Here is a 24,923-nt window from a genome sequence, read left to right as displayed (position 1 = left end):
GTTATTTTTTCGCAGCGCGGACCTTGGCGACCTGCTCCGGGGTGACTTCGACGCCCTTGTTGTCCCACTCCGAGTAAACGTAGGTGAGGACGTTGGCGACGGCTTCGTCGTTGAGGCCGAGGGTGGGCATGATGGAGTTGAACTCCTGGCCGTTGACCTTGATCTTGCCTTGCAGGCCGCTGATGACCACGGCGATCGAGCGGTCCACGTCCTCGTTCAGGTAATCGGAGTTGGCGAGGGGCGGGAATGCCATGGGTACGCCGCTGCCGTCGGGCATGTGACAGGCGGCGCAGTTGGCGCCGTAGATGGCCTTGCCGGCGGTGATGCGCTCTGCCTTGTTGGCTGCGGGAGGATTCGCAACGACATCGCTCGGGATGGTCTGGAGAGCACCGCCTTCGGGCAGATAGACGGTGTCACTTTTCTGGCCAGAGAAGACGGTGAGATCGGGTTCGCCAGGAACGTCGAGGATGCCGAGGGCTCCTTTGTTGAAGGCGCGAAAGATGGAGTGGTCGACGAGGATGAAGTCACCGGAGGTTTCCAGCCTGAACTCGCAAATTGCGGAGCCACCGGCGGGGATCAGGGTGGTCTGGACGTTCTCGTTGTAACGGCTGCCACCCTCCTGATAGACGCGGTCGAAGATCTCGCCGATCACGTGGAAGGAAGAGACGAGATTGGGGCCGCCGTTGCCGACGAAGAGCCGGACGGTGTCGCCTTTGGAAGCGACCAGTGCCTTTTCTCCGGTCATCGAGCCGACCGAGCCGTTGAAGACGACGTAGTCGGGATTCTCGGCGACCGCCTTTTCCATATCGAAGCCCTGCAGTCCCGCTTCACCGTACTTGCCGGTGGTGTAGAAGTCGCCCTGAACGACGTAGAACTCCTTGTCGACGGGAGCCATGCCTTCCTTTGGTTCGACCAGGATCAATCCATACATGCCGTTGGCGATGTGCATGCCGACCGGGGCGGTGGCACAGTGATAGATGTAAAGGCCGGGGTTGATGGCCTTGAAGGTGAAGTTTGTCTGGTGGCCGGGAGTGGTGAAAGTGGCCTTGGCACCACCGCCGGGACCGGTCACGGCGTGGAGGTCGATGTTGTGGGGCATCTTGCTGGAAGGGTGATTCTTGAGTGTGAAATCGACCTCGTCGTTCTGGCGCACGCGGATGAATTTGCCGGGGACGCTGCCGCCGAAAGTCCAGAAGGTATAACTCACACCATCTGCCATACGCTTGACGACTTCGGTCACTTCGAGGTCGACCTTTACCCGGGTTGGGTGGTCGCGGGTGATCGGTGGCGGGACGTTCGGGGCGTCGGTGAGGACAGCGATTTCCTCGCCCTTGAGTGGTGTATCCTCGGCTGCAGAGGGTGGTTCGGGTGGAGCTCCGAGTATCGGTGTGCCGATCAGTAGAAGGGGAAGAAGGAAGAGTGGTGATTTCATAGTGAGTCAGACGGTTGGGTTGCTTTCTGGTCTTCGAGGACAAATTAAAGCGGATTGGGTCAGTTATAAAGAAAAAAAGAAGAAGAATTCATTAATAGGTTTCAGGCGTGCCGATTGGTTGCCCGCATGAATGGGGTCTGCCCCGAAAAACAAGCTTTCGCAGTTCAAGCTACGACAAATCGAGTAGAAGTGAATGGTCTCTGGATCGCTTCAATGTAGATCAAAATGCATTCACCTCAGCAAGGGGGTGATGCTGGTGTGCTGTCGCGTGAAGGCAAGAAAGGACAGGTCTTTTGACGACTGCAGGGAATAGGGTTCTGGAAAACGTTGGTGCCGTTGGCAGGTCTGACTTTTTTCAGCTTCAGGGAATCTCCACTTTCACTCGGAAAAACTCCGGATCAGTTCCTTTGGGCGCCGGGAAATCGATGGGCCCGTCCTCGGTAAGAGGGCCGACATTCTCGCGTGGACTCCAGTTCGAAAGGTCGATGCTACGTTCCAGACAGTAACTTCTTCCGGCTCGGCCGTCCACTTGGAGGATGAGTTCAGAATCCGCTGGTTCGATGAGCCTGGCATGGAAGCGATCTGCCGCGTTCATGGGGTCCGTGGCGGCGATAAATTCGTCGTAGTTGCTGAACGAGTCTCCATCGCTATCGATCAAGGGGGAAGCGGCGCTGTCGCTGCCGAAGTGGGTGCTTTCCCATTCGTTCGGCAGCTTATCGGAGTCGACATCATCGGGAATGCCAGGATAGCCGATCCGGCTGTGAGAAACCGTGAACTCATCGAACCAGGCGTATTCGTTCTTGCGGGCCTCCCAGATGCTGCTGCTGCTGCCGCCGAAGAAGGTGCTGAAGAACACCCAGGCGATGCTGGCGTTCTGGGTCGGAGCATCGCGGAAATAGAAGTTCGGGTAACTGGCCGCCTTGACGCCGTCGAACCATCCTTCCATCAGCCCGTCGAATTCCCCCGGCGTATTCATCCGCATGCGGAGTTCGATGTGGTGCCAGCGACCGGGAATGAAGGTGGCTTGGAAGCCCTCGGTATTCCACCAGAAGCGATCGCCGGGGTCGTAGTTGTTCTCGGAAGGAACATGAACATAAAACTCGGCCTTGCCGTCCTCGCGCCACATCAGTCGGCCCGACCATTCATGCGTGCGGTCTTCGAAAGACACGGCACCCCCCAGGCCGGGAAGCTTGCCACCCAAAACGAAATCGAAGTTTTCGTCGAAGCGCACCCAGTAGCTCATGTGGAGGTCCTCATATTCTCCATTCAGATTGGCAAACCACTGGGCACCGCTGTTGCCGGACTGTTTTCCTCCTTGAGGATAAAGCGTACGGATCGACTTGCCGCGACCGTCGTGAGAGATGGCATCGTCGACGGAGAGGCGGCCTTCATCGGGACCATTGGCCCATTTGGTTCCCGGCCAAAGGGGGAGCCATGTGTCGTCGGTTTGTGGGCCGGAGGGAAAGTCGTCGGCCGTGACGTGGAGCAGATGAGGTGAGCTCAGATCGGCGAGTGCGTAGCCACCATACTTCCTGTAGAGTCCGGCAAGCGCGCCGGTGAAGCCGGCGTTGAAATCGAGGGCGACTTCATTGGTGGTGTAGTTGCTACGATCATCGACGTAGATATCGTTTTTGTCCGGACCTCCGACCAGCGCTCCAAAGAGCACATGCCGGTTTTGCTGCGGTTGTTCGATGCTTTGGGTCGTCGAGCCGTGGGCGTTCCGGTGATGGGGATTGACGGGCGGGTTGTTGCCAAAACCGCAAACGTAGCTGCGGTTTTCGGGATTGTTTCCCAAGGCGTAGTCGATCTGGCTACGTGCAAAGACGGCGTAGTCGTCTGCCGAATCGCCGACGTGATCGGCATAGACCATCGCGCAGAAAGCCGCATTGGCGGCGTAGCGGAGCGAACCCCATTGATCGAGGTGGGCGAGTCCTCCGGGAGTGTAGCTGATCCGTTGGCCTTCGAAACCGTCGGTCCAGAAATCCAGCCATCGTTCGGCATCGCCGCGGTAGCTGGGAGAGTCATCGAGACAGGCCATCAGGATGTAGCAGCCGTAGCTTTTGTCGTCCCACGAGAGTCCCCAGGTGAATGGCTTCCGGCCCTGCCCGTCGCTTGGAAGAAGGGCGTATTCCGCCCGGGCTTTCTGGAGCCATGTAGGGTCATTGGTGGCCCGATGAAGCCAAATGGCTGCCCACACGAGTTCGTCCTGATAGCCACTCCACGAGTTGTAAAAGTCGGCCGCATTCGGGATCGCATCGCTGTATTTTCCACGATGCGTGTCGGCGAACTCGTAGAGGGCGAGCGCATGGTCGATCAGGGTTTCGGCGTATTCGGGATCCTCCGAAGCAAAGACCATCGAACTGGCGGCGAGTGCGGCGGCCGTTTCAGCGGCGAGGTCGCTGCCGGGCGAACTGGCGTCAATTTTATAGGAAGGACGAGACATGCTCATCGTCTCAGCGGGTGACCACACGGCGTGGTCGAGGTGACCGTCGCCCACCTGCCCGTAGAGTGCCGAGGTACTGCCGTCGGACTCACGCAGGTGGCACTTGATGAAGTAGTCGCAGCCCCATCGAAGGTTCTCTTTCAGGAAATCGATCTGGCCGGTTTCCTGATAGGCCGCGGGGTATTCGATGGCTCCCCATGACAGCATGGTCATCGAGAAGGCCATCGGCAGGCCGAACTTCACATGGTCGCCGGCGTCGTAGAATCCACCTGAGAGATCGATTCCGACATCGCTGCCATCGTCGAGCGCCGAGGAGGAACGCCAGGGAACGCGAAAGCCATCCGGAAGCGCGCCAGAGCGTTGGGCATCGTAAAACCACATCGATTTTTGAAGGGCTTCGGCGTAGTTGAAGGCTCCCGTCTGAGGTTTGCCGGGAAGCAGGTTGTCGCCGTCGTCATCAATGATGGTGGCCGTCGCTTCAGCTCGTGAGATGCTCGCGTTCGAGGGATTGGAAAGCGTGAAGGCGAAGGTCTCGGCGGACTCCTCGATCGCATCGGCCACGATGGATACGCTGACGGTGCGCGTCGTCGTCCCGGGCGGAAAGCTCAGTGTGCCACTGGCATCGATGTAGTCGTTTTCCGCTTCGGCACTGCCCGCGCGGAGCGTATAGGAAACGGTGACCGTGTCATCATTTGCGGCAGGTGAGAGGTTGATGGTGAAAGTGGCGACGGTGTCGGATGCGGTTCCTTCGACGACGGTGAGGTCGTCGACGCGAAGTTCAGGTTCGCGCGTTGGCGTCCAGCCTGGGATCACCGTGCCAGAGAGGGGGAGTGAGGCTCCGTCGTCGGCATCGACAATCAAACCAAAAGTCGTCTGCTCACCGGGCAGCAGTCGCCCGTTGTAGGATTCGTTGGAAACGCCGTATTGGAAGCTGGATAGGAGGCTCTCGTCGTTTTGAATGAGACCTCTCCAAAGACTTCGGACCGGACCTCCCAGGTCGAGCTGGGCCAGCCACGAGTCGATCGTCTGCGATGTGTCGTTGGTGACCGTCGCGGTGGCCTTGTAGGAAACACCGTAATTCTCATCGAGAGTCACAACCACCGTCTGCGCGTGCAGTGGAAGAGCCAGAGCGATCGCGCAGAGGAGTCGCTGGGAAAACATTTTTTTAGGGAGAGAATCGTGCAAAGAAAAAGCCCGGCGATTCCTCATGGAATGGCCGGACTTGAGATTTCCGAACGCCACGCGGAACTCGTCGAGTCCCGCGTAGCTCATATCCACATTCAGTCTTCCGCACGGACGAAGCTCTTCGGCGAGGTCCCGAGGTTGAACTGAACGGTCGCATTGCCGCTCTCGTCGGTTTCCACGCCTTCGCCGCTCAGCATTCCGATGCTGGCACCGGTGAGGGTGATCGGGGTGGGTGTGGTGAAGTCGAGATCCGCCGAACTGGCGAAGGTGTAGACCGTGGTTGGGTTGCCGAGCAGAACGGCTTCCGAAGCTCCGGTGGTGGAATCATACGAAAATGAAGTGATTCTTGGTGCCTCGGTGCTGACGGGAGGACCGTTGGTATAGATACGGACGGCGTCGATGCCGTAGTAGTCACCCGTAGCATCGGTCGAATCGATCCGAAGTGCGCGGAGGGTTCCGGCAACGTTGTTCGTCATGGTGATGCGGACGGTGCCGCCGGCAAAGGGTACCAGAGGAGTGCCTGCCGAGCGTGCGGGTGCCGGGCCCCCGTTGTCGTCGGTCCAGAAAAACTGTCCGGCAGAATCAGGACCGAAGTTATCGGCATAGTCGATTTCGATCACGAACTGCTCCGAGGCCGGGTTGTTGATGGCGAAGGTCGGAGAGGTGAGCCAGGAGTCTCCGCCGGTGGCCTCGACGAAGATACTGCCATCAAAGACTCCGGTGAACTCGTCGTTCGGATCAGCAAGGTTGAGATCTTTCGGAGTCCATCCCTCCGCGTCGTCAGTGATTTCAAAAGTCCACTCTTGTTGGAGCAGGAACTCCGGTCCGAGCGGTGTCTCAGGATCGAGTTCCGTGACTGGAGGTGGGAAGAAAGGAATTTCAGGACCTTCGGAATAGATTCGGATGTAGTCGATGTTCGTAACGACGTCTGTCGTATTACTCGGGTCATAGCGCAGGCCGGTGAGTCGACCGTTGATGACGTCATCAAAATTGACGCGGACGACGTGGAGTTCACCGTCGTTGGGAACGGTCGGGAAGGTGACTCTCTGCGCGGCAGCAGCGCCACCTCCGTCGAGTTTCCAGAAGAGTTGTTTTTCCGCAGTGTCGTTGACGTCGATGACGATCCCAAGCTCGACGATGAAGCGGCCGCTTTCCACATCGAGCACCTCAAAAAGGGGAGATTCGATAAAGGGATCTCCTCCGGTACTGGTGCCGGTGAGGAGCCCTCCCGAAACACCGTTGGGTGGAGTTGTTGCGTCAAACAGTGGGTTTGGCACCCAACCTAGTAGATCGCCATCCGCCGTCCATTCCCACTCTTGTTTGAGGGTGAATTCCGCGGGGATCGGATCGACCGGATCGACTACGACGAATTTTGATTCCTCAATTTTGAAGTAGTCGACTTCGAAGGACGCTCCAAGGTTGCCATTGACGGCGTCGAGGCGCCATGAATTGACGAGAGTGCCCACGCCGCCGCTGAGTCCACCCTCGTCGTTCCAAATGAACAGATGCCAGCCGTCGGCTTGCGCGACGACTTCATCCGCACCCTGAAGGGTGGTGAAGCTGACGTTCCCATTGCCATTTTGTGCACCGGGTGTGACGTAGCTGTTGGTCCCCCAAAAGAGCGAGAGGTTTGGCGCGGTTAGAGCGTCGTCGTAGATATCATTCTGGTTGAGATCGATGCGGGCGCGGATCTCGATGCGACCGACGGAACCTTTTTCAATACCGGGAGCGAAATCGGATCGGACTTGAAGGTCACCGGAATTCGATCGTCCGGCGAGGACGGTTTCGCTGCCACCAACGGCTGTGAAGTAGCCTTCATTGCCGCTGAAGTCGTTATCAATCCGGTTTTGAAAGTCGACCCAGTCGTCATCGCCGATCATGGCGGTGGTGGAGTCGGGATTGTAGCCGTTGCCGGTGCCGTCGAATTCTTCGTTGTAGACGAGGGTCTGGGCTTGGCCGGAGCCCGCAAATGCGAGCGTTCCCAAGAGCGAAAGGCTCAGGAGTTTGGTTCGATAGTTTTTCATGGATGGGTTTGGTCTGGTCTCTTTCTGAAGACGATGGATCGAGAAAAAATCCACCGCCCTTACAGAGAACGTTTCTTTTCGATCTCAGAATGATCCTTCGACAGGATTTGTCATGAGACACGTTCGTGTGTCAGGAGGCTTCGCGGGGGATCAGGAAAGATCGAGGAGGCCGCGGCGGATGGCCGCGCTGACGGCGGCGGGAAGGCTGTGGACGTGGAGTTTGTCGAAGGCGCGTCTGAGGTAGCCCGAGACGGAGTGAGGGCTGATTTCCAATTCGTCGGCGACCTGTTGCTTGGTGAGGCCTTTGGCGACGAGTTGGAGAATCTGTTTTTCGCGCGGAGCAAGTTTCTCTTCTTCGGCGATGGGGCTCAGTTTCTGGAAGGTGCTGAGGACCATCCCTGCAATCTGGGAGTCGAGAGGCGTGCCGCCGTTGATGACCTCGTCCATCGATTCGAGCAGCCGCTTCGTTGAGCCCGCTTTGACGAGGTAGCCATGGGCTCCTGCTTCAAGCGCCGCGAACACGCGGCTGCGGTCGGTGAATGCCGTGAGAATGATGACCTTGGCCTCAGGAAGCAGTTCACGCAGGTGCCCGATGCCATCGATCCCGTCCATCGTTGGCAGGCCAAGATCAAGGAGGACGATGTCCGCTTCCAGGCCATCGGAAACGGCTTCGAAGGCATCCTCAAGATTTGAGAACTGGCCGACACAGTCGTAGTTTTCCGCGGACTCCAAGGTTTTGCCGACCGTTTCACGATAAATCTGGTGGTCTTCGATCAGAAGGATGCGGTGTCGGTCCATGAGTTTGGTTCCAAGGTCTTCAGTAAGCGGTATACCTCAAGCCTAGGGTTTAACTTCGGTTGGGAAACGGATAACGCAAGGAGCGCCTCGATGAGGGTGGCTGAGGTGTGAAGAAGAGCTTGAGTATCGTGCCTCGACCGACTTCGGAATCGACACTCAGTTTGCCTCCGAGTGCCTTGCTGCGTTCCTTCAGGGCACGCAGGGTGCCTTCTTGGTGGAGGCGGTCTTTTGGGATGCCGCAGCCGTTGTCTTCGATATGCAGGCAGAGTTCATTACCGATGCGGTCAATGCTGATCTCGGCGCGGGTGGCTCCGGAGTGGCGGATGAGATTGTGGAGTGCTTCGCGAAAGAAGAGCACGAGGTCTCTGCCTCCTTCATCGCCGACGGCAAAGTCCTCCAGGGTGCTCTCGAAATTCCACTCGATCGAATCGAGGAGGAAGGAAGCGCTTTCCCTGAGATGGGCGATGGTGGAGACGCGGTCCCCAGGCTTTGGGCGGAGTAGCCAGACGATGTCCCGGACCGAAGTGACGGTTTCTGCCGCGATCTGATCAATCAAGCGGAGTTCCTCGTCATTCCTTGGCTTTGATCGGGCGGTTCCTGAAAGCAGCTGGATGCTTCCCAAATTACTACCGACATCGTCGTGGAGGTCGCTGGCGATCCGGTCCCGGATGGTGCGGATTTTCCGGCGCTCGCGCAGCCGGAAGCGGATGGGTAGGAACACCACGGCCAGCAGGCCGCCCACTCCAAGGACGGCGAGCCCGATCGAAGTGCCGACACTCCAACGACGCTCGATGTTTTCCAGCTCGGCCAAAGTATCACGACGGCGAATCTCCAGCTGCTTGCGCTGGTCGAGAAGGTCCAGCCAGGCCTTTCTCGTGAGAAGCTTTCCTTTGGGCCCATAGCCGTCCGTGAGGCTTTCGGCACTCCAGAAGTGTTCCCCGTGGGCAGCAAAAGGGGTCTTGTTTTCGGAGACCCTGAGGGGCTTGCCGAGGGCGAGATTCTCTTCTCCACGGAGGACTTGGATTTCACTGGAAGCCATGAACGCGGGGTAGTGCTGGAAGGGTTTCCAGAGCTTCTCGGCCCGCATGCGCACGAAGCGGGCTCTCACAGGAGGGAAACGGACGGTGATGGGATTGTCTCCGGGATTGGGAAGGTCGAGGACGGTGGGCTCGACCACCACGGAGTAAGAGTCGCGAGCCCCGGTTTGGGAGACTTCGATCCAATAGCGCTGGGGAATTCCAAATCCAGGGACGGTCACCAGCGATGGTCTTTTGGCGGGAAAGAGGCGCAGGCCGTCGACAATTTGCGGGGATTCCAGGTCGACGGTGATCCATTCATTGAAATTCTCAGTGGGCTTTCCGTTGGTGATCCAGCCGATTCTTTTCCATGTCTCGCCGTTAGAAAGGGGTTGCTCCGGGAGGCCGAGCGGAGTGAGTTCATCGGAAATGAAACTTGGATTCCAATAGGGCGTTGAATTCGTGGTTTCATCGTAGTTGAAAGAGATCTCGGCACCCGGGATGAGGTTCCTTTCTCCGGAAAAGCAGAAGAGCTCCGAAATCGCAAAGAAGTGGATCGGGGGACCGCCAGGTTGTGGTGGGCGGAGACGGGTGATGCGCAACTCCACTCCATGAGCTTCCATCGGCTTTTCAAGCCGGTGCACAAACGGGAAGCCCCGGTTGAGCGATGACGAGAGCGTGCCGCGTTCTTCAGCGATTGTGGCAATGACTTTCCCGGAGGAGTCGATCAGCGAGATGTTGTAGTTGTCGGGAAAGCCATACTCAGGAGCGAGGCCCTGCGGTGTGAATTTTCGTGCGGGAATCAAGGCGACGAGATCGACAGGAGCGGATTCTTCCCAAGTAAAGCGGATGGCTGAATCGATCTCCAGATCATGGGTCTGATCGATGGAGGCGTAGTGGCGGGCGTAGGCTTCCATGCCTCCGGAATCGTCCTGAGGGATGTCGGGCAGCGTGAGCAGCTCGCGGTCGATTTCGGCAACCTGCTCTTCGAGGTCGCGGAAATATTGGGAAAAGCGTTGAGCGATCGAAGTCTCAGCGATCAGCGATTGCGCCAGCAGCAAGAGCAGGCTGGCCGCAAGCAATCGCGGCGTGGCAGTCGCGACGCGTGGAGTCATGTCGGAGAGTCTGTCCTTTCTCCCAGACGGGAACAAGCGTGCAGCTCGTACCAATCCGATGCTTTCATCCATGAACTGGGAATGGCGGGCTGCGTTGTTAGAGGGGAGGTGCCTGGACGACTTCGATGTTCAGTTCCCGAACGACCCGGATGAACTGGGGATCCGCATCTTCATTGGTAATCAAGGTGTTGATCTCACGGGACTGGGCGAAAAAGAAGGAGGCCTTGAGGCCGAGTTTGCTGGAATCCGCGAGGAGGCAGACTTCTTCCGAGCAGGCGATGACGCGTTCCTTGAATGCCGCCTGACGGGAGTTGGTTTCGGAGACACCCCTGTCGAGGTCGACGGCACTGCCCGAGAAGAACATGCGGTGGATGTTGTGCTTGCGCAGGGCGAACTCGGCGGAGAGGCCGATGTAGGAGCGTGATCGTTGTTCGTAGAGGCCCCCGGTACAAAAGATATCACCTTCACGGCCAGCCAGAGCGGTGACGACATTGTGGGCGTTGGTGAGAATGGTGATGGGAAAGTCCGGCAGGAATTCTGTCAGAGTCAGGGCGGTGGAGGAGGCGTCGATGAAAATGGTGTCGTTGGGCTGGATGCGCGCCGCAGCGGCGCGGGCGATGGCGCGCTTGGCCTCGCGATTGACCATCTGCCGCTCGGTGAGGGTGAGTTCCGTGCGGGTTCGATCGGGTTTGACGGCGCCGCCGTGGATGCGCTGGAGTTCACCGCGCAATTCGAGGGCCTCAAGGTCCTTGCGGATCGTCTCGTCGGTCACTTCGAGGGCGGCAGCGAGCTCGATGGTTCGGACAGATCCGTGATCGGCGAGGCGCTCGAGAATGACAGTTTGACGTTCAGGTGGCAGCATTGCGACTTGGGAGTTTCTGGGATTTTTCTAAAAATAATTGACTTCCCAACCAAAACCAAGCAAAACCGACCCGTTCTCAGCGAATTTGATGACAAAACCCAATATTCCCCGAGCCGTGGTCGAACACCTTGTCCGAGAGCAGGTGTATCAGTCGATGGGTATTCCGCTTCCGACAGCCGCTTCGGCGCCGAATCCTTTGGTCGTGAACGTCAGTGCCCGCCACTGTCACTTGTCACAGGCGACGGTTGAGAAGCTGTTTGGGAAAGGCCACACGCTGACGCCGATGAAGTCGCTCTACATGGACGGCCAGTATGCGGCCAAGGAGACCGTGACGTTGGTGGGTCCCCGCAGTCGGGTGATTTCCAATCTCCGGATCCTCGGTCCTTCGCGGGATTTTGATCAGGTCGAACTGGCTTTCACGGATGCGATTTCCCTTGGCTTCGATATTCCGGTCAAGGCGTCGGGTGACATCCAAGGCACGCCGGGTGCGATGCTGATGGGTCCGAATGGTTTTCACGAAATGCCCAATGGCGTGATCCGGGCGATGCCCCACGTGCACATGCATCCTGACGATGCCGCCTACTACGGCGTGAAGCACATGGACATGATGAAGATGAAGGTCCACGGCGTTTGCCCGGTGACTTTTGATGGCATCCTGGTCCGCGTGGACAAGAGTTTTAAGCTGGAAGTGCACATCGACACCGATGAGGGCAATGCCTGCGGACTGAAGTCCGACACTTTCTGCGAACTGATCAAGTAAGCAAACAACGACAATCCAATAACAAAACAAGAAGATGAGCCAAGCCCTTGGACTGATTGAAACGAAAGGCTACGTAGGCAATGTGGAGGCCGCTGATGCGATGTCCAAAGCCGCCGACGTGGATCTGGTGAAGCAAATACAGAGTGGAGGCGGATTCCTCACCATCCTCGTGCAGGGTGATGTCGGAAGCGTCAAAGCGGCTGTCGATGCAGGTGCGGAAGCTGCAAGTCGCGTTGGCGAATTGCTCAGCGCGCACGTGATTGCCCGCCCGCACAGCGAATTGCTCAAGCAGTTCGGCCTCGCCTGAAGCCCGAATCCATTAACTTACAACTAACTAATACCATGGCAAAACAAGCACTTGGAATCATTGAGGTCAAAGGCCTGGTCGCCTTGATCGAAGCTTCCGACGCGGCTCTCAAGGCTGCAGATATCACAATGGTCGGCTGGTCGAAGATCGGCTCCGGAATGGTGACCGGTTTCTTCGCTGGTGACGTGGCTGCATTGAAGGCCGGCATCGACGCCGCTGCCGACGCTGCTTCACAAGTCGGTGAAGTCAAGGCGGTGCACGTCATCCCGCGCCCTCACGACGACCTCGAAGGTCTGGTCGAACTCTGATCGTTTCGAAAGATCCGCGCCATGCTCGTTCTCATCGCCAATCTCGGCTCCACCTCCTTCAAGTACCGCCTGTATGACATGGCGGCGGGTGAAGGTCGTGTGCTTGCGAAAGGTGGATTCGAACGGGTTGAGGACCACGGAGTCGTGATTGAAGCCGCCTTGAAGGAACTCGAGGAATCGGGTGCCGTCGGGTCGCGCGGCGAGATCGATGCGGTGGGCTTCAAGACGGTGCTCGGGCGGAACCTGAGTGGCTGTGTGGAGGCGGACGAGCAAGCGCTGGCGGCGCTCGATGGGTTTGCCGAAGTGGCGCCCGCCCACAATCCGCCCTATGCGGCAGGGATCCGGCAATTCGCGCGGATTTTGCCTGACGCACGACTGGTCGCACTTTTCGAGACGGCCTTCTATCAATGGATGCCTGAGAAGGCTTTCCGCTACGCCGTGCCACAGAGTTGGTTCGACGCGGGAATCCGCCGTTACGGTTTCCACGGAGCCAGCCACAAGTTCGTGGCGGAGCGTTCTGCGGAACTACTAGGTCGCGATGACGTGGCGGAAGTGGTTCGCGCTCTTTACCAAAATGGTCCATCGGCGGTCGAGAAGCCGCTGCGGGTCATTTCCTGCCACTTGGGTGGTAGTAGTTCGGTAACCGGCATCCGCAATGGAGTCGCGATCGGAACCAGCATGGGATTTTCGCCTCAGAGCGGTCTCCCGCAAAACAATCGGGTCGGCGATCTCGACTCGGGAGCGATCCCCTATGCGGCGAAAGCACTGGGCCTGGATCTTCCTGAAATCGAACGCCAGCTCACCAAGGAAAGCGGACTACTCGGTGTTTCCGGTGTCAGCAATGATCTCAGGGATATCGAAGACGCTGCAGGAAGTGGCAATGTGAACGCCCAACTGGCGATCGACATGCTCATCCACGAAACCCGTCGTTGGGCCTCGTCCTTCCTTTTCGATCTCGGCGGGCTGGACGGCTTGGTCTTCACCGCCGGCATCGGCGAAAATGGAGCGGAGCTGCGCGCGGCGGTGTGCGAAGGCCTCGAAGGCTTCGGATTGAAAATCGATTCCGAAAAGAATGCCGCCTGCAAGGGCGAGGAAATGGAGATCAGCACGGCGGATTCGGCGGTGAAGGTTTTCGTGATTCCCGCCAACGAGGAACTCGTGCTGGCGCGCGAAGTAACTCGCAAGATTTCATCTCTCAATTAATTCAAACTCACAACCAAACAGAACCATGGCAAAACAAGCAATTGGACTACTCGAAACACGCGGACTCTGCTGTCTCGTGGCGGGCATCGATGCCGCCCTCAAATCGGCGAACGTGCAACTCGCAGGACCGATGAAGAACGTCGGCAGCGCGCTGTGCAACGCGGTCATCGTCGGTGACGTCGCCGCAGTGAAAGCCGGCATCGACGCCGCCGCTGAAGCCGCCTCCCAGTTGGGTGACGTCGTCAGCGCACACGTGATCGCCCGTCCGGACGACGCCATCGACTCGGTGATTCCATCGAATACAAAAACCGCAGCCCGCGCGAAGAAGTAATTCGGTCTGAACGCTCACCGAGATGTTTTTGGCAGAAGTCATAGGTCAGGTCGTGGCCACCAAGAAGGACGAGAGCATGGTGGGGCAGAAGCTCCTGGTGCTCCGTCCCCAACTGGTGGATGAGGCCAATCCGGCGAAGTTCCGCAACGGCAGCAACACCATTGTTGCTGTTGATACGGTTGGTGCCGGAGAAGGTGATCTGGTGATGTTCGCCCAAGGCAGTTCGGCACGACAAGCGAAAGGCATGAAGACCATCCCCGTCGACGCCGCCGTGGTGGCGATCGTCGACAGTGTGGATATCCTCGGGAAACGGATTCACGGTTAAGGCAGTTGATATAAAGCAATGAGTACACTCGACCAAGCAGCCCTGAAGGGGGTGGTGGAAAAAGTTCTGGCGGAACTGAGCAAGACAGGCGCGGTCGCTGCGACCCCGGCGGCAGCTCCAGTGGCGGAAAAGAAGAACTGCGGTTGTTCCTGCAATGGAATGGGCGTGGGCAAGGAGGGTGTGTTCGGTTGTGTGGACAAGGCGGCGGAAGCCGCGGATCTCGCCTTTCATCAACTCAAGGCACTCGGTGTCGACGGAAGACGCCGGGCGATCGAGATCGTCAAGGGTCTCTGCGCCGCCAACAAGGAAGCCTGGGGCAAGTTCGAACTCGAAGAGACGAAGATCGGCCGCCTCGATCACAAGATTGCCAAGCTCGACATCATGGACCGGGTGCCCGGAGTCGAATGGCTCCGTCCCGATGCGATGAGCGGCGACTTCGGCATCACGCTCGAAGAGTATGCTCCCTACGGTGTGGTCGGCGCGATCCTGCCGGTGACTCACTCGGTTCCGACGCTGACTGGCAACGTGATCAACATGGTCGCTGCCGGCAACTCGGTGCTTTTCAATCCCCATCCCGGCGGTGCCAAGAGTGCGGCCATGGCGGTCAGGGAATACAACCGCGCGATCAAACGTGAGCTCGGTATCGAGAACCTGATCTGCACCATCGAAGAGCCTTCGATCGAATCCTTCAATCAAATCTGCGGCAACGAGCAGGTCGCTATCTTGGCGATCACCGGTGGTCCAGCCGTGGTGAAAGCCGCGATGAAGTCGGGGAAACGCGCGATCTGCGCCGGTCCGGGCAATCCCGTCGTCGTAATCGATGAGACGGCTGATCTGGCCAAAGCCGCCCGTGCCATCATCGAAGGGGGTGCCTTTGACAACAACCTCCTCTGCATCGGCGAGAAAGTCGTCTTCGTCGTCAGCTCGGTCTACGACCAGTTCATGACCGAAATGGAGCGTGCCGGTGCGGGACGCCTGAATGCCGGTCAGCTCGAGCAACTGACCGCCGCCGCGTTTACCTACAAGGAGGACGATGGCGGATGTTCTCATGCCGCCGTGAACCGCGACCTCATCGGGGCCGACGCCGCCGTGCTTGCCCAACACGCCGGGGCTTCAATTCCAGCCGGCTGTGAGCTTCTTTTCGCGGAGACCGATGCGGATCATCCTTTCGTCCAGGAAGAGCAAATGATGCCGATGATGCCGATCGTCTCGGTGCCCGATTTCGAAACCGGCGTGGAACTGGCCAAGCAGGCCGAACACGGCTATCGCCACTCGGCGATCATTCACTCCACCAACGTCGCCCACATGACCCACATGGGCCGTGAGATGGATACCACGCTCTTCGTCAAGAACGGTGCCTGCGTGACCGGGCTCGGTCTGGGTGGAGAGGGTTACCTCAGCTACTCCATCGCCACGACAACGGGTGAGGGAATCACCACACCAAAGACTTTCACGCGGATTCGCCGCTGTGTGATGGTCGAGAACCTCCGAATCGTCTGAAATCATGTTGCTGTGCCGAGTCGTGGGAAAGGCAGTCGCGACCTGCGCTCATCCAAGCTTAAAAGGACATACGATGTTGTTATGCCAGAGAGAAGATCAGAACGGAAAGGCCTCGGACGAGCCGCCTTTCGTGGCGATCGACCTCTTCGGAGCAGGGATGCATCAGCGGGTCTTCGTCAGCACGGACGGGATCGGCGCGCGGCACATCGTTCACGACGAGCACTCACCCATCAGAAACTTCGTCCAAGGGGCGATCGACGACTAATGAGAATCGGGCAAGTCATCGGAAAGATCACCATGAGCCGGCAGGACCCCGCTTTCAAAGCGGCGCGTTGGTTGATGGTGAGTCCTGTGGATGCCCGTGATCTCAATACCTGCTGCAACAAGCCGCCGCGCCTCGGCAAGGGATCGTCGGTGGTCGTTTACGACCGGCTTGGAGCAGGCACCCATGACATCGTGGGCTTTGTTGAAGGTGCGGAAGCGACCGCGCCCTTTGATGAGCCCACCCCGATCGACGCCATCACCGTCGCACTTTTCGACCAAATCAACTATCAGCCTTACAAGGGCTGACACTTTTCAAACTCATGAAGAAAGTATTCACCGGTAAAGATGTGGAAGCCCTGCTCAAGCAGGGAAAGGGCGCGGAAGCGATCCCCAAGGGAGCCCTTCTAACACCTTCAGCCAAGGATCTCCTCAAGGGAGGCTACTCCGCTGATCTGTCAGCAAGTGCGGCGCCTCAGTCTTTCGGCGAACCGATCATTCCCGACTACGAATTTCACTGGAAGCCCGGCTCCGATGCCAAGACTCCCGCTGAGATCCAGGCTTTCTTCCATTCCCCCGAGATCGAACTGATCAAGGAGCGGATGTGTGACATGGGCCGCCGGATGTGGGCGAAGGATTATACCGACGGAAACGGCGGCAACCTGACCGTCCGCGTAGGCGACAATTTGGTGCTTTGCACCCCGACCCTGATTTCGAAGGGCTTCATGAAGCCGGAGCAGATGTGTCTGGTCGATATGGAGGGCGTACAACTTGCCGGCAAGTTCAAGCGGACCAGCGAGTGCATGACCCACCTCGCGATCATGAAGCGTCAGCCAAAGGCCAAGGCCTGCTGTCACGCTCACCCACCGAACGCGACGGCATTCGCCGTCGCGGGTGTCCAACCGCCGACCTGCATGATTCCGGAAGCCGAAGTCTTTCTCGGCCAGATCGGCATGGCTCAGTACCAGACTCCTGGTACTCCAGAAAACGCGAAGGTCGTCGGCGATGCCGCCGTTGATCACATGTCCGTGCTGATGCTCAACCATGGTGTCATTACCTGGGGCAAGGACATCGAGGACGCCTACTGGAAAATGGAGAACACCGATGCCTACTGCAAGACGGTGCTGCTCGCGACCCAGTTGAAGGGCACCGACCTTCTCACCATCACCGGTGGCCAGGCCAAGGAATTGATCAAACTTCGTGGTGTTCTGGGGATGCAGGACAAGCGTGAAGGATGGAAGGAATGCGAGCTCTGCGACAACTCGGATTTCCAGCCGGGAGTCGTCTGCCAGGTGCCCAAGGGTGGCGCTTCCCAACCGTCTGGCGCTGCGCGCAACAGCGAGGCCGAAGCCGTGGTGGATGCGGTGACGGCGGAAGTGCTCAAGCAACTGAAACTCTGAAACGACCATGAAAGTCACCATCATCGGCGGCGGAGGCCGCGTCGGATCGAACGCCGCTTTCTGCCTGCAGTGCGCGGGAATCGTTTCCGAAATTCAGATTCTCGATGCCAACAAGGACCTCGCCGACGGCGAAGCGCTCGATCTGCTGCACGGAGCGGCGTCGCTGGCGGATCAACGGATTTATTCGGGCGACTACGCCCGGGCCAAGGACTCCGACATCTTCGTCATCACGGCGGGTCTGAGACGAAAGCCGGACGAAAGCCGTCTCGACCTGGTGAACCGCAACGTCGGTCTCTTTTCCCAGATCATCAGTGATGTGAAGAAGGCCGGGATGAAGAAGGACGCGATCGTTTTCGTGGTCTCCAATCCGGTTGATATCCTGACGCATCTCGCCGTGAGTTTCCTCGGTCTGCCATCAAGTCAGGTCATCGGTCTTGGAACGATGCTCGACACCGCGCGTTTCCGTTCGCTCATCGCGAACGATCTGGATCTTGCTCCGACCCAGGTGCGTGCCTTGATTCTGGGTGAGCATGGCGATTCCATGCTGCCGGTTTGGTCCTCTGCAGCTGTCGGCGGCCTTCCTCTTGCGGAAGTCCCCGGCTGCGATGCCAATTACCAGCGTCAGATTTTCGAACGCACCAAGAAGAGCGGTGCGGAAGTGATCAGCCGCAAGGGTGGTGCTGGCTGGGCTGTCGGAGCGACGATTGCCGAAGTGGTGCACGCCATCGCCTTGGATCGCAAGCAACTGTTGCCGGTGTCCTCACTTCAAAATGGCTGCTATGGCCTCAAGAATGTTTGTCTCAGTGTGCCGACGGTCGTGGGTCGTGGTGGTGCCGAGAAGCACATTGAACTCAAGCTTTGGCCGAAGGAGGAGCAGGCCCTCAAGGCGTCCGCGAAGGCGCTCAAGGAAATGCTCGCGAAGGTCGCGGGCTGAGATCCTGTTAGAGGACCGGGTGCTCAGGGGTTCTCGGGCTCCAGTTCGAGGAGAGCCTCTGCCATGCCATCTCCGATCAGGTAGTAGGTTTCCCAATTCCGCATCCAGTGGAAGCCCTGCTTTGAGGGCGACTCTTCAAGTGAGCGTTGGAAGTCGCGGGTTTCCACGCCTGCGACATTGCCTTTGAACTCGGGATGTTTTTCCGCGTCCGCCAGTGCCAGCTGAGCTTCCATGTGCTTTTCGGTCTTGGCTTTGTAGCGTGCCGGGATGTCCCAGCCGCCGATGCCCGTATTGGCGATGACAAAGGGAAGGTTCTCGATGCCGAGGTCCTTGCGAATGTCCTTCACGAAGCGAACCATGTTGTCTTCGTAGGCGTCGACCGCGTCCTGATTGATGCGGTCGTTCCAACCCTGATGCCAGCCGAAGCCGACGATCTCGTAGCCGTTTCCGGCGTAGTCCGGGAAATATTTCTTCAGGTTGCCGGTGACCTCGCGAACATGCCTGAGAATCTCCGAGTAGTGAAAACCCTTGTCGCCGTCCTTCGCTGGCGTGGGATAGTCGGCCGAGCTTGGTGAGAGGAAGTCGTTGTAGAGGGATCTTCCGCCCCAGGCACATTTGATCAGCAACACGGGGTCCTCGTAGTGGTCGCCAACTTCGAAGCCGAACCCATACTCGGGCCCGATATGGCCATCGCTCGCTCCGAAGCCGGTGGTCAGCCAGCCTTTCTGCTCGCCTTTGGAAAGATTCACGATCCAGACGTCGTCGCGAACGATGGGATCACCTTCCTTGTCGACGAGCTGCCCGTAGTCCTCCGGCTTCTCTTCAAGATAGTATTCCATCGTGCCCGGAGTGCCTTTGACCTGCCCGAAGCCAACCATGTTTGATTGGCCGGCGAGGATGAAGATCTTGAGCTTGCCGTCGGCGGGGACCGGTTTGGCCTCGACCAGAGCTGGCCATGAAATCGTCAGGGCCAGAATCGGGAGGAGGAATCGAGGATGTTTTGCGTTCATTGGTTTTGGAGATGACGGAGTTCCACGCTGTCGGTGGCGCTTTCGATGTCGCTGATGAGCAGCTGAAGCTGTTCGATGGAGGACTTCAGGTTTTTTGCCTCACGGTGGGCGAGCAGATCTTTTTGAAGTTGATGGAGTTCGGGAAGCATCGGCTTGGCGGCGGCTCCGTACTTGGCGAGTGCCTTCAAGCAGCGGGGGATGCGTCCACCTTTGCCCCACTTGTCGATGTCCATGACCTCGATACAGAGCGGCATGCCTTCAGCGATGCGGTGCTTGGCCAGTAGTTCGATGCCGGCGAGGCGGACGCTGCTGGCAAACATGATGCCGCTCGGGGCGGGGGTCACGATGGCTTCGTAAATGGCGGGAAGCAGAGCTTCGATTTCCTCGTAGCTGAGCTTCTTATAGATTTCACCGACCGATCCTCGAGCGCGACCGTCCTGGTTCTGAAGCCCGGCGGCGACGGCCTCGCGAAGTTTGTCACGATCGACGCCTTCGACGGATCCCTTCAGCATTTTTCCGAAGACCGCAAAGCAAAGGTAGCGCTGCTCCATCGCCCGTGGATCTTCTTCTGAAGGCCCCTTCGCCAGCATTTCGAGAATTTCAGGCAAGGCCGGCATCGCGGCTTTGCCCATCGAGGCGAGGGCTTCGGCCGCTTTGACGCGCAGCCAGAGGTCCTCGTGCTTCAGATTCTTTCGTAGAACAGGAATCGCCGCCGTCACCGGGGGGGTGACCAAAGCGAGCGTCTGGCACGCGCCGTAGCGGGCCTCGACATCGGGCGAATCAAGGAGCTCGATCAAGGCATCGACCGGCGGGTTCTTCCGGCGTGCGATGGCCATCGCGGCGCGTTCCCGAACGACCGGTGACCAGCTGGCGAGGCTCTCGAAGAGGATCTCGCCGCTCAGTTGGTCGTAGGCACCGTTGCGATTCTTGTTCGACCAGCCGCGCCCGGCATTGACGACGGCCTGTGCCTCATCGGCATCGAGCTGGGCCGCTTCGCTCGGTCGTTTGCCGGTAAGCCAGAGATTCCGAAGCGGAAGGGCATAAGCGAGGAGATAGCCGCCGCTGCTGTCCCAGTTCGGATAGCTGTCGTTCTTCGTTTGCGGAGGTCCCTGATGAAGGAAGGTGCCATCCCAGCGGCGGGCGAAATCGAAGTAGCTGGCACCAAATTCGGCCATCCATGCGCCACTGGCCTGGGGGCCGGATTGGGCCAGCCCCGGCATCGCCCAGAGAAGGTTGAAGAAGTTTCCCGTATGCCCGGTATCCCGTTCCGAGCCATGCGAGGCGAGGCTCATGCGGGAAAAGAACTCCGCGCCCTCCCGTTCCCCGAGAAGATTGAAGAGCACGGCGGCCATCCCGCACTTGCCGTTGTCTTCGTGAGTTTGAATCCAGGGGTGGTGATCACCGTAGGGGATCGCGCCCTTTCCGATGTAGAAGCGCAGCAACCTCGCGCTGCGTTCGATGGCCAGCGAGATTTCCGGATCCTTGACACCTGCGGCCCGGGCCATCACCAGCGAGATCGTGAGAGGAATCCCCGGAGCGTTCATCATGCCGTAGCCGATCAGCCGGTCGTCGGGGCCGGCAAAGCGGTGGCCCCACGAGCCCACCATGCTTTGCCCCTCGGAAGCTTCCAGGGCGAGCCGTCGCAGTCCGGGCATCACCGAATCGTCGCCGGTCGCCATCACATACTCGGCGAGGAGCATGATCGTATAACCATAGTACCAAGTCTGGAAGCTCTCGGCCGAGAAGTCCGCAGCCCACTGAGCTTCCCGCTTGACGGGCGGAAGGTAGGACGGATCACCGCTGGCAAGCAGGGCGAGGGCATTGAGCGAGCGGGTGATGGGATTCTGCTTGTAGCCGGGTTCGGCAAGTCGCTTTGCGAGGGCTTCACATCCCTGTTCGAGAATACGCTTGGATTTCGGGCAGTCATAGGGCGCGGTGGCGCTGTAGCTGCCCAGCACCGGAAGATTCACAACGACATTCTCGCGCTTGCCATCTCGCCAGCGGATCAATGAAAGCTTTCCGCCGCCTGCCTCCGACTCGGCCTTGGTAAGCGCCTCGCCCATTTCCGTGCGCGGATCGAATGAGAAAGGTTTGCCCCCAACGCCAAGGACCACATCGCCAGGCTCCAGAATGCCTTCGCTGGGTGAGCCTTTGTCGACCTTGGTGATCGCGATTTGCCGGGCATCGGTGGTTTCAAGCTTGTCGCTGAACATCCAGCCTCGGGTTCCCGTGGCACCGAGCGTCCAATCATGTTTCGCCTTGTTGGGGATCGAGTCGCCCTTGGTGAAGTCGGGCATGCTCATCCGCTCTTGAGGTCCCGCGGCATAGCAGGGGGCAAGGGTGAGCGCGGTGATGATCAGGGGCGCAAGCGCCGAAAAGGATAGGATGCGCGACGGCATAGTGATTTTTTGGGTGGTTTCGGGGCGGTCTGAAAGGGATTCAGGAGAACGCACCTTGGCCCCGCTCATGGATACCACCCTGAACGCAGCTTTGTTGCATCGAAAGGTCCTGCTGATACCCGTGGTTCGGAATCTTCGATGGGGCCAATCGCTTGCGTGGCTTTGCAAGATTGCCGAGGGAGGCGCGATCTGCTTTGCTCGCTCTGAAATCGCTGCGATGGGCTCACAACGATTTTGAAGGAGTTCCCATGAAGTCACCTGGCAGCGTTCGCTTAATCATCTTCCTGCTGATGGCAGGGTCCGCTTTTGGGGTCGAGTGCATTGCCCACCGTGGGCTCGCTTCCGAGCATCCGGAAAACACCCTCGGGGCCATTCGTTCTGCCTGGAAAGTCGATGTCGACATGGTTGAGGTCGATGTGCATTTCCTGAAAGACGGTGAGCTGGTTCTGTATCATGATTCCAAAATCGGCGGTGTGGACCTCAGCGGCCTGACCTATGCGGGTCTTCAATCGTTGGTGTCCGGCTTCCATGTCCCCACTCTGGCTGAGGCCCTTCGCGAGGTTCCTCGCGAGAAGGCAATTCTATTGGATCTCAAGTCAACGTCCAACGATTCGCTGAAAGCGTTGATCAAGTTGCTCGATACAGGGTCATGGATGTTTCCAATCCGCGTCCAGAGCTCCAGTTTTGAGGCGCTATCCTATCTCTCGTCGCATCTGCAGACGGACGTTTCATTTCATCTGGTGACGAAACTCAAGAGGGCGGGGTGGTTTGGCGGCCCGCCCAGCGCGGACGCCCTTGCCAAGAAATTGGTGGCCGCAAGGATCGACGGAGTCACGGCAAAAGGTCGGGGCTTTGTCGACAAAGCCTTTGTCGAGGCGTTCAGAGCGCAGGGGATCCAATACTACGTCTGGACGATCAATGACCCGCAGCGAATGGCACACTATGCGAAGCTGGGTGTCGATGGGATCATCACCGATAACCCTGTCGGACTCGCTGAAGTTGAGATTCAGTGAGGTTCAGAAAACCGGCCTTGGGGAGTAACGCATCAGGCGCCGAATCTTTGTCCCCGTCAAACGGGAGATTCGGCGCCCAAGTGTGGTAATGAAAGTGAGCTGGCTCTCCGAAAAGAGAGCGATCCACCTCAAGGCAGTGGATGCCAACCGGCGTCGGCCCAGATCGGTCCGCTGACGATGGGGTTCTCAATCATGAAGCAGATGGTGCGGGCGATTTCGGCGGGTTCGATGAGGCGCTTCAACTGAGTGTGGGGAATGACGACCTTGTCGATGAGGTCCTGGCCCATTGCCTGAACCATCGGAGTGTTGGTGAAGCCGGGATGAATGACCGTGGCGCGATAGCCGTGGAACATCCCTTCCTTGGTCAGCGTCGATGCGGCGGCCACAAGGCCGGCCTTGGTCGAGGAGTAGGAGACCTGGCCGACGTTTCCGCCGGAGGAAATCGAGCCAATGAAGACGGTGGTGCCTTCGATCTCCTGATCGGGAGTCCAGCGTTTCATCCCTCGGGCGAAGCGGTCCTCGGCGATACCGGCCATCACTTCGGCTGCCCAGAAGACGGGGGCGGTGAGATTTACCTCAAGCACCAGTCGGAAGTCAGCGAGCGGGTAGACTTGGGCTTCACCGCTTTCCTTGTCGACTTTCACCACCATCCGGTCGCGAGTGATGCCGGCGCAGGGCACGCAGATCCGGACGAGGCCGACTTCCTCTTTGGCGCGCTTGAGGGTGTCCCTGCGGAAAGCCTCATCGGTGGTGTCGCCGACGGCCGCAATCGTCTTGCAGGTGGAAGTGGCGAGGTCCGCAGCGACAGCTTTCACCTCATCGGCGAGGTCGACAAGGACCAGGCCTGCGGCTCCTCTTTCGATCAGTGCTTTGGCGACGGCGAGTCCGATGCCGCTGGCGGCACCGGTGACGAGGGCAGTTTTTCCTTCAATATTCATGGTAGGTTTTCGGTCAGGGTTGGCCAGTGGTGTGCGGTTTGAATGCCGACTTCACTGGAAAATCGGGTGCCATCTGGTCTGGTGGCAGGGAAGTCGTCAAAGGAATGAGAGTGCATGCGCATAAAAACATAAAGATTGCGTAATAAGCAGAAATCTCTTGATTTTTGTGCACTCGCATCATAATAAGTATGCGTAACCACACCGTTCATGATCGAGCCTCTTCCATTCCCATCCGCAGCCGCGGACGTTCTTGAGATCCGCCGCTACCCGAACCGTCGCCTCTACGACGCGACGCGGTCCAAAGCGGTGACGCTTGATGAGCTTCATCGGCTGGTGGTCGAAGGGCATCGCATTCAGGTGACCGAAACCGCGACCGGCGAGGATATCACCGCGCGGATCCTCACCCAGATCATTCTGGATTTGGATATCGGTAAGCTGGCGATGTTTCCGGAGGGCTTACTGCACGCCGTGCTGCAGGTGAACGAGACGGTCATGACCGAGTTCATGGACACCCATTTTCATCAGGCGCTGGCGCTCTTCGCACGTTCACGTGAGCAGTATGAGACGCACTGGAAACAGAAAATGCCATCGAGCGATCCGCAGGAGTGGATGAAGGCATGGATGGCTCCGTTCATGCAATCGGTCCAAGCGGAACCAAAAGCGCAAGATGATGATCTTGCGGAAGTGGTCAAGAACCTGAGCAAGCAGGTGGCTGAGATGCAGAAGGAAATGGCCAAGCAACGCCAGGACGACCCCGCTGAATGAAGGAGCACGCTCTACCGCAGCCTACAAATTTTAACCCCAACCCGAAAAACAATGAGTACTAATAACAAAGAAAAGCCGGTCGATCTTTTTGAGAAGGCCGCAGAAACCTGTTTTCAATCGATGAAAGAGGCGATGAAGATTCAGGAACAGTTCGCTGAGAAGTGGCTTAAGACGGTCAAGAAGGCACATGACAGCGAAGATTGGAGCAAGGAGCTTGAGAAGGTTGCCACAAAAGTGACCGAGCAGGCTCAGAAGAATGCTGATGAGGCGACCCGCCTGATGGAAGAAGGTGCCCGAGATGGCATGGCTCTGTTCAACAAGGCGATCGAAATGGGCAGCATCGCTACCCCGGGCGAAGCCCAAGTGAAAGGACAGCAATTGTGGCAGGAGTCACTCGAGCTGCTGAGCAAAAATACTAAGGCTGTCGTACAATCGAACGCCAAGATGCTCGAAGCATGGGGTGAGATGGCCAAGGCAAATATGGCCAAAGCCACTTCGAAGCATTCCTGAATCCTCCCGAACCGTCCTGCGGCGGCGACGACCATGGGTCGGGTTCTTCCCGACCGATGAGATCGTCAGTCCGTCTCAGGCTTA

Annotated in this window: 23 protein-coding genes; 14 read left to right on the top strand and 9 right to left on the bottom strand. The window is 58.4% G+C overall.

Going from position 1 to position 24,923, the window contains the following annotated elements; all coding sequences use genetic code 11:
- Position 1 precedes the first annotated feature (1 nt).
- The 6 genes from nirK to WBG04_RS04655 all read right to left on the bottom strand — a co-directional run bounded on the left by nirK (position 2) and on the right by WBG04_RS04655 (position 10,875).
- Complete coding sequence (nirK, locus tag WBG04_RS04680) at positions 2-1,432, bottom strand: copper-containing nitrite reductase (RefSeq protein WP_424313219.1); 1,431 nt, start codon at positions 1,430-1,432, stop codon at positions 2-4.
- Between the two features lie 361 nt (positions 1,433-1,793).
- Positions 1,794-5,036: a glycoside hydrolase family 9 protein gene (locus WBG04_RS04675; protein WP_424313218.1), complete on the bottom strand. Its 3,243-nt coding sequence runs from the start codon at positions 5,034-5,036 to the stop codon at positions 1,794-1,796.
- A gap of 119 nt (positions 5,037-5,155) precedes the next feature.
- The gene (locus tag WBG04_RS04670) at positions 5,156-7,084 is read right to left on the bottom strand and encodes a hypothetical protein (RefSeq protein WP_424313217.1); all 1,929 of its coding nucleotides are present in this window, start codon (positions 7,082-7,084) and stop codon (positions 5,156-5,158) included.
- 150 nt (positions 7,085-7,234) lie between these two features.
- A complete protein-coding gene (locus WBG04_RS04665) occupies positions 7,235-7,882 on the bottom strand; it encodes a response regulator (protein ID WP_424313216.1) in 648 nt (215 codons plus the stop codon).
- A gap of 49 nt (positions 7,883-7,931) precedes the next feature.
- The gene (locus WBG04_RS04660; RefSeq protein ID WP_424313215.1) at positions 7,932-10,013 is read right to left on the bottom strand and encodes an ATP-binding protein; all 2,082 of its coding nucleotides are present in this window, start codon (positions 10,011-10,013) and stop codon (positions 7,932-7,934) included.
- 97 nt (positions 10,014-10,110) lie between these two features.
- Positions 10,111-10,875, bottom strand: a complete 765-nt coding sequence (locus WBG04_RS04655; protein ID WP_424313214.1) for a DeoR/GlpR family DNA-binding transcription regulator — start codon at positions 10,873-10,875, stop codon at positions 10,111-10,113.
- 88 nt (positions 10,876-10,963) lie between these two features.
- Here WBG04_RS04655 and pduL point away from each other — a divergent pair, with 88 nt between their 5' ends.
- The 11 genes from pduL to WBG04_RS04600 are packed head-to-tail and all read left to right on the top strand — an operon-like array spanning position 10,964 to position 18,204.
- A complete protein-coding gene (gene pduL, locus WBG04_RS04650; RefSeq protein ID WP_424313213.1) occupies positions 10,964-11,635 on the top strand; it encodes a phosphate propanoyltransferase in 672 nt (223 codons plus the stop codon).
- Between the two features lie 34 nt (positions 11,636-11,669).
- The gene (locus WBG04_RS04645) at positions 11,670-11,942 is read left to right on the top strand and encodes a BMC domain-containing protein (RefSeq protein ID WP_424313212.1); all 273 of its coding nucleotides are present in this window, start codon (positions 11,670-11,672) and stop codon (positions 11,940-11,942) included.
- Positions 11,943-11,977: 35 nt separating this feature from the next.
- Positions 11,978-12,250: a BMC domain-containing protein gene (locus WBG04_RS04640; RefSeq protein ID WP_424313211.1), complete on the top strand. Its 273-nt coding sequence runs from the start codon at positions 11,978-11,980 to the stop codon at positions 12,248-12,250.
- 21 nt (positions 12,251-12,271) lie between these two features.
- The gene (locus tag WBG04_RS04635) at positions 12,272-13,453 is read left to right on the top strand and encodes an acetate/propionate family kinase (protein ID WP_424313210.1); all 1,182 of its coding nucleotides are present in this window, start codon (positions 12,272-12,274) and stop codon (positions 13,451-13,453) included.
- A 25-nt stretch (positions 13,454-13,478) separates the two neighbouring features.
- Positions 13,479-13,784: a BMC domain-containing protein gene (locus WBG04_RS04630; RefSeq protein WP_424313209.1), complete on the top strand. Its 306-nt coding sequence runs from the start codon at positions 13,479-13,481 to the stop codon at positions 13,782-13,784.
- A 22-nt stretch (positions 13,785-13,806) separates the two neighbouring features.
- Entirely contained in the window at positions 13,807-14,109 is a 303-nt protein-coding gene (locus tag WBG04_RS04625) for a EutN/CcmL family microcompartment protein (RefSeq protein ID WP_424313208.1), read from the top strand.
- An 18-nt stretch (positions 14,110-14,127) separates the two neighbouring features.
- Positions 14,128-15,609, top strand: a complete 1,482-nt coding sequence (locus tag WBG04_RS04620; RefSeq protein WP_424313207.1) for an aldehyde dehydrogenase family protein — start codon at positions 14,128-14,130, stop codon at positions 15,607-15,609.
- A gap of 4 nt (positions 15,610-15,613) precedes the next feature.
- Positions 15,614-15,874 (top strand): EutN/CcmL family microcompartment protein, encoded by a 261-nt coding sequence (locus WBG04_RS04615; RefSeq protein WP_424313206.1) that lies wholly within the window; start codon positions 15,614-15,616, stop codon positions 15,872-15,874.
- Positions 15,874-16,179 (top strand): EutN/CcmL family microcompartment protein, encoded by a 306-nt coding sequence (locus WBG04_RS04610; protein WP_424313205.1) that lies wholly within the window; start codon positions 15,874-15,876, stop codon positions 16,177-16,179. The genes WBG04_RS04615 and WBG04_RS04610 overlap by 1 nt, the downstream gene beginning before the upstream one ends.
- Before the next feature lie 14 nt (positions 16,180-16,193).
- A complete protein-coding gene (locus WBG04_RS04605; protein WP_424313204.1) occupies positions 16,194-17,270 on the top strand; it encodes a class II aldolase/adducin family protein in 1,077 nt (358 codons plus the stop codon).
- A gap of 7 nt (positions 17,271-17,277) precedes the next feature.
- Complete coding sequence (locus WBG04_RS04600) at positions 17,278-18,204, top strand: L-lactate dehydrogenase (RefSeq protein WP_424313203.1); 927 nt, start codon at positions 17,278-17,280, stop codon at positions 18,202-18,204.
- A 23-nt stretch (positions 18,205-18,227) separates the two neighbouring features.
- Here the strand turns inward: WBG04_RS04600 and WBG04_RS04595 are convergent, their stop codons facing one another.
- The gene (locus tag WBG04_RS04595; RefSeq protein WP_424313202.1) at positions 18,228-19,214 is read right to left on the bottom strand and encodes a sialate O-acetylesterase; all 987 of its coding nucleotides are present in this window, start codon (positions 19,212-19,214) and stop codon (positions 18,228-18,230) included.
- Complete coding sequence (locus tag WBG04_RS04590) at positions 19,211-21,613, bottom strand: DUF6288 domain-containing protein (protein ID WP_424313201.1); 2,403 nt, start codon at positions 21,611-21,613, stop codon at positions 19,211-19,213. Before WBG04_RS04590 ends, WBG04_RS04595 begins: the two co-directional genes overlap by 4 nt.
- 290 nt (positions 21,614-21,903) lie before the next feature.
- Between WBG04_RS04590 and WBG04_RS04585 the strand changes: the two genes are divergently transcribed.
- Positions 21,904-22,626, top strand: a complete 723-nt coding sequence (locus WBG04_RS04585) for a glycerophosphodiester phosphodiesterase (protein ID WP_424313200.1) — start codon at positions 21,904-21,906, stop codon at positions 22,624-22,626.
- Between the two features lie 128 nt (positions 22,627-22,754).
- Here WBG04_RS04585 and WBG04_RS04580 read toward each other — a convergent pair whose 3' ends face one another.
- Complete coding sequence (locus tag WBG04_RS04580; protein ID WP_424313199.1) at positions 22,755-23,564, bottom strand: SDR family NAD(P)-dependent oxidoreductase; 810 nt, start codon at positions 23,562-23,564, stop codon at positions 22,755-22,757.
- A gap of 207 nt (positions 23,565-23,771) precedes the next feature.
- Between WBG04_RS04580 and WBG04_RS04575 the strand changes: the two genes are divergently transcribed.
- Positions 23,772-24,329 carry a polyhydroxyalkanoate synthesis regulator DNA-binding domain-containing protein gene (locus WBG04_RS04575; protein ID WP_424313198.1) on the top strand — a complete coding sequence of 186 codons (558 nt, stop codon included), beginning with the start codon at positions 23,772-23,774 and terminating at the stop codon, positions 24,327-24,329.
- A 51-nt stretch (positions 24,330-24,380) separates the two neighbouring features.
- On the top strand, positions 24,381-24,839 hold the full coding sequence (locus WBG04_RS04570) for a hypothetical protein (protein WP_424313197.1): 459 nt from the start codon (positions 24,381-24,383) through the stop codon (positions 24,837-24,839).
- Positions 24,840-24,923 lie beyond the last annotated feature (84 nt).

It is taken from the genome of Haloferula sp. (assembly GCF_049672945.1).
In the GTDB taxonomy this organism is placed as follows: Bacteria; Verrucomicrobiota; Verrucomicrobiia; order Verrucomicrobiales; family Akkermansiaceae; genus Haloferula.
The sequence above is the reverse complement of the archived record's forward strand: the minus strand, read 5'-3'. Positions and strand labels throughout refer to the sequence as shown.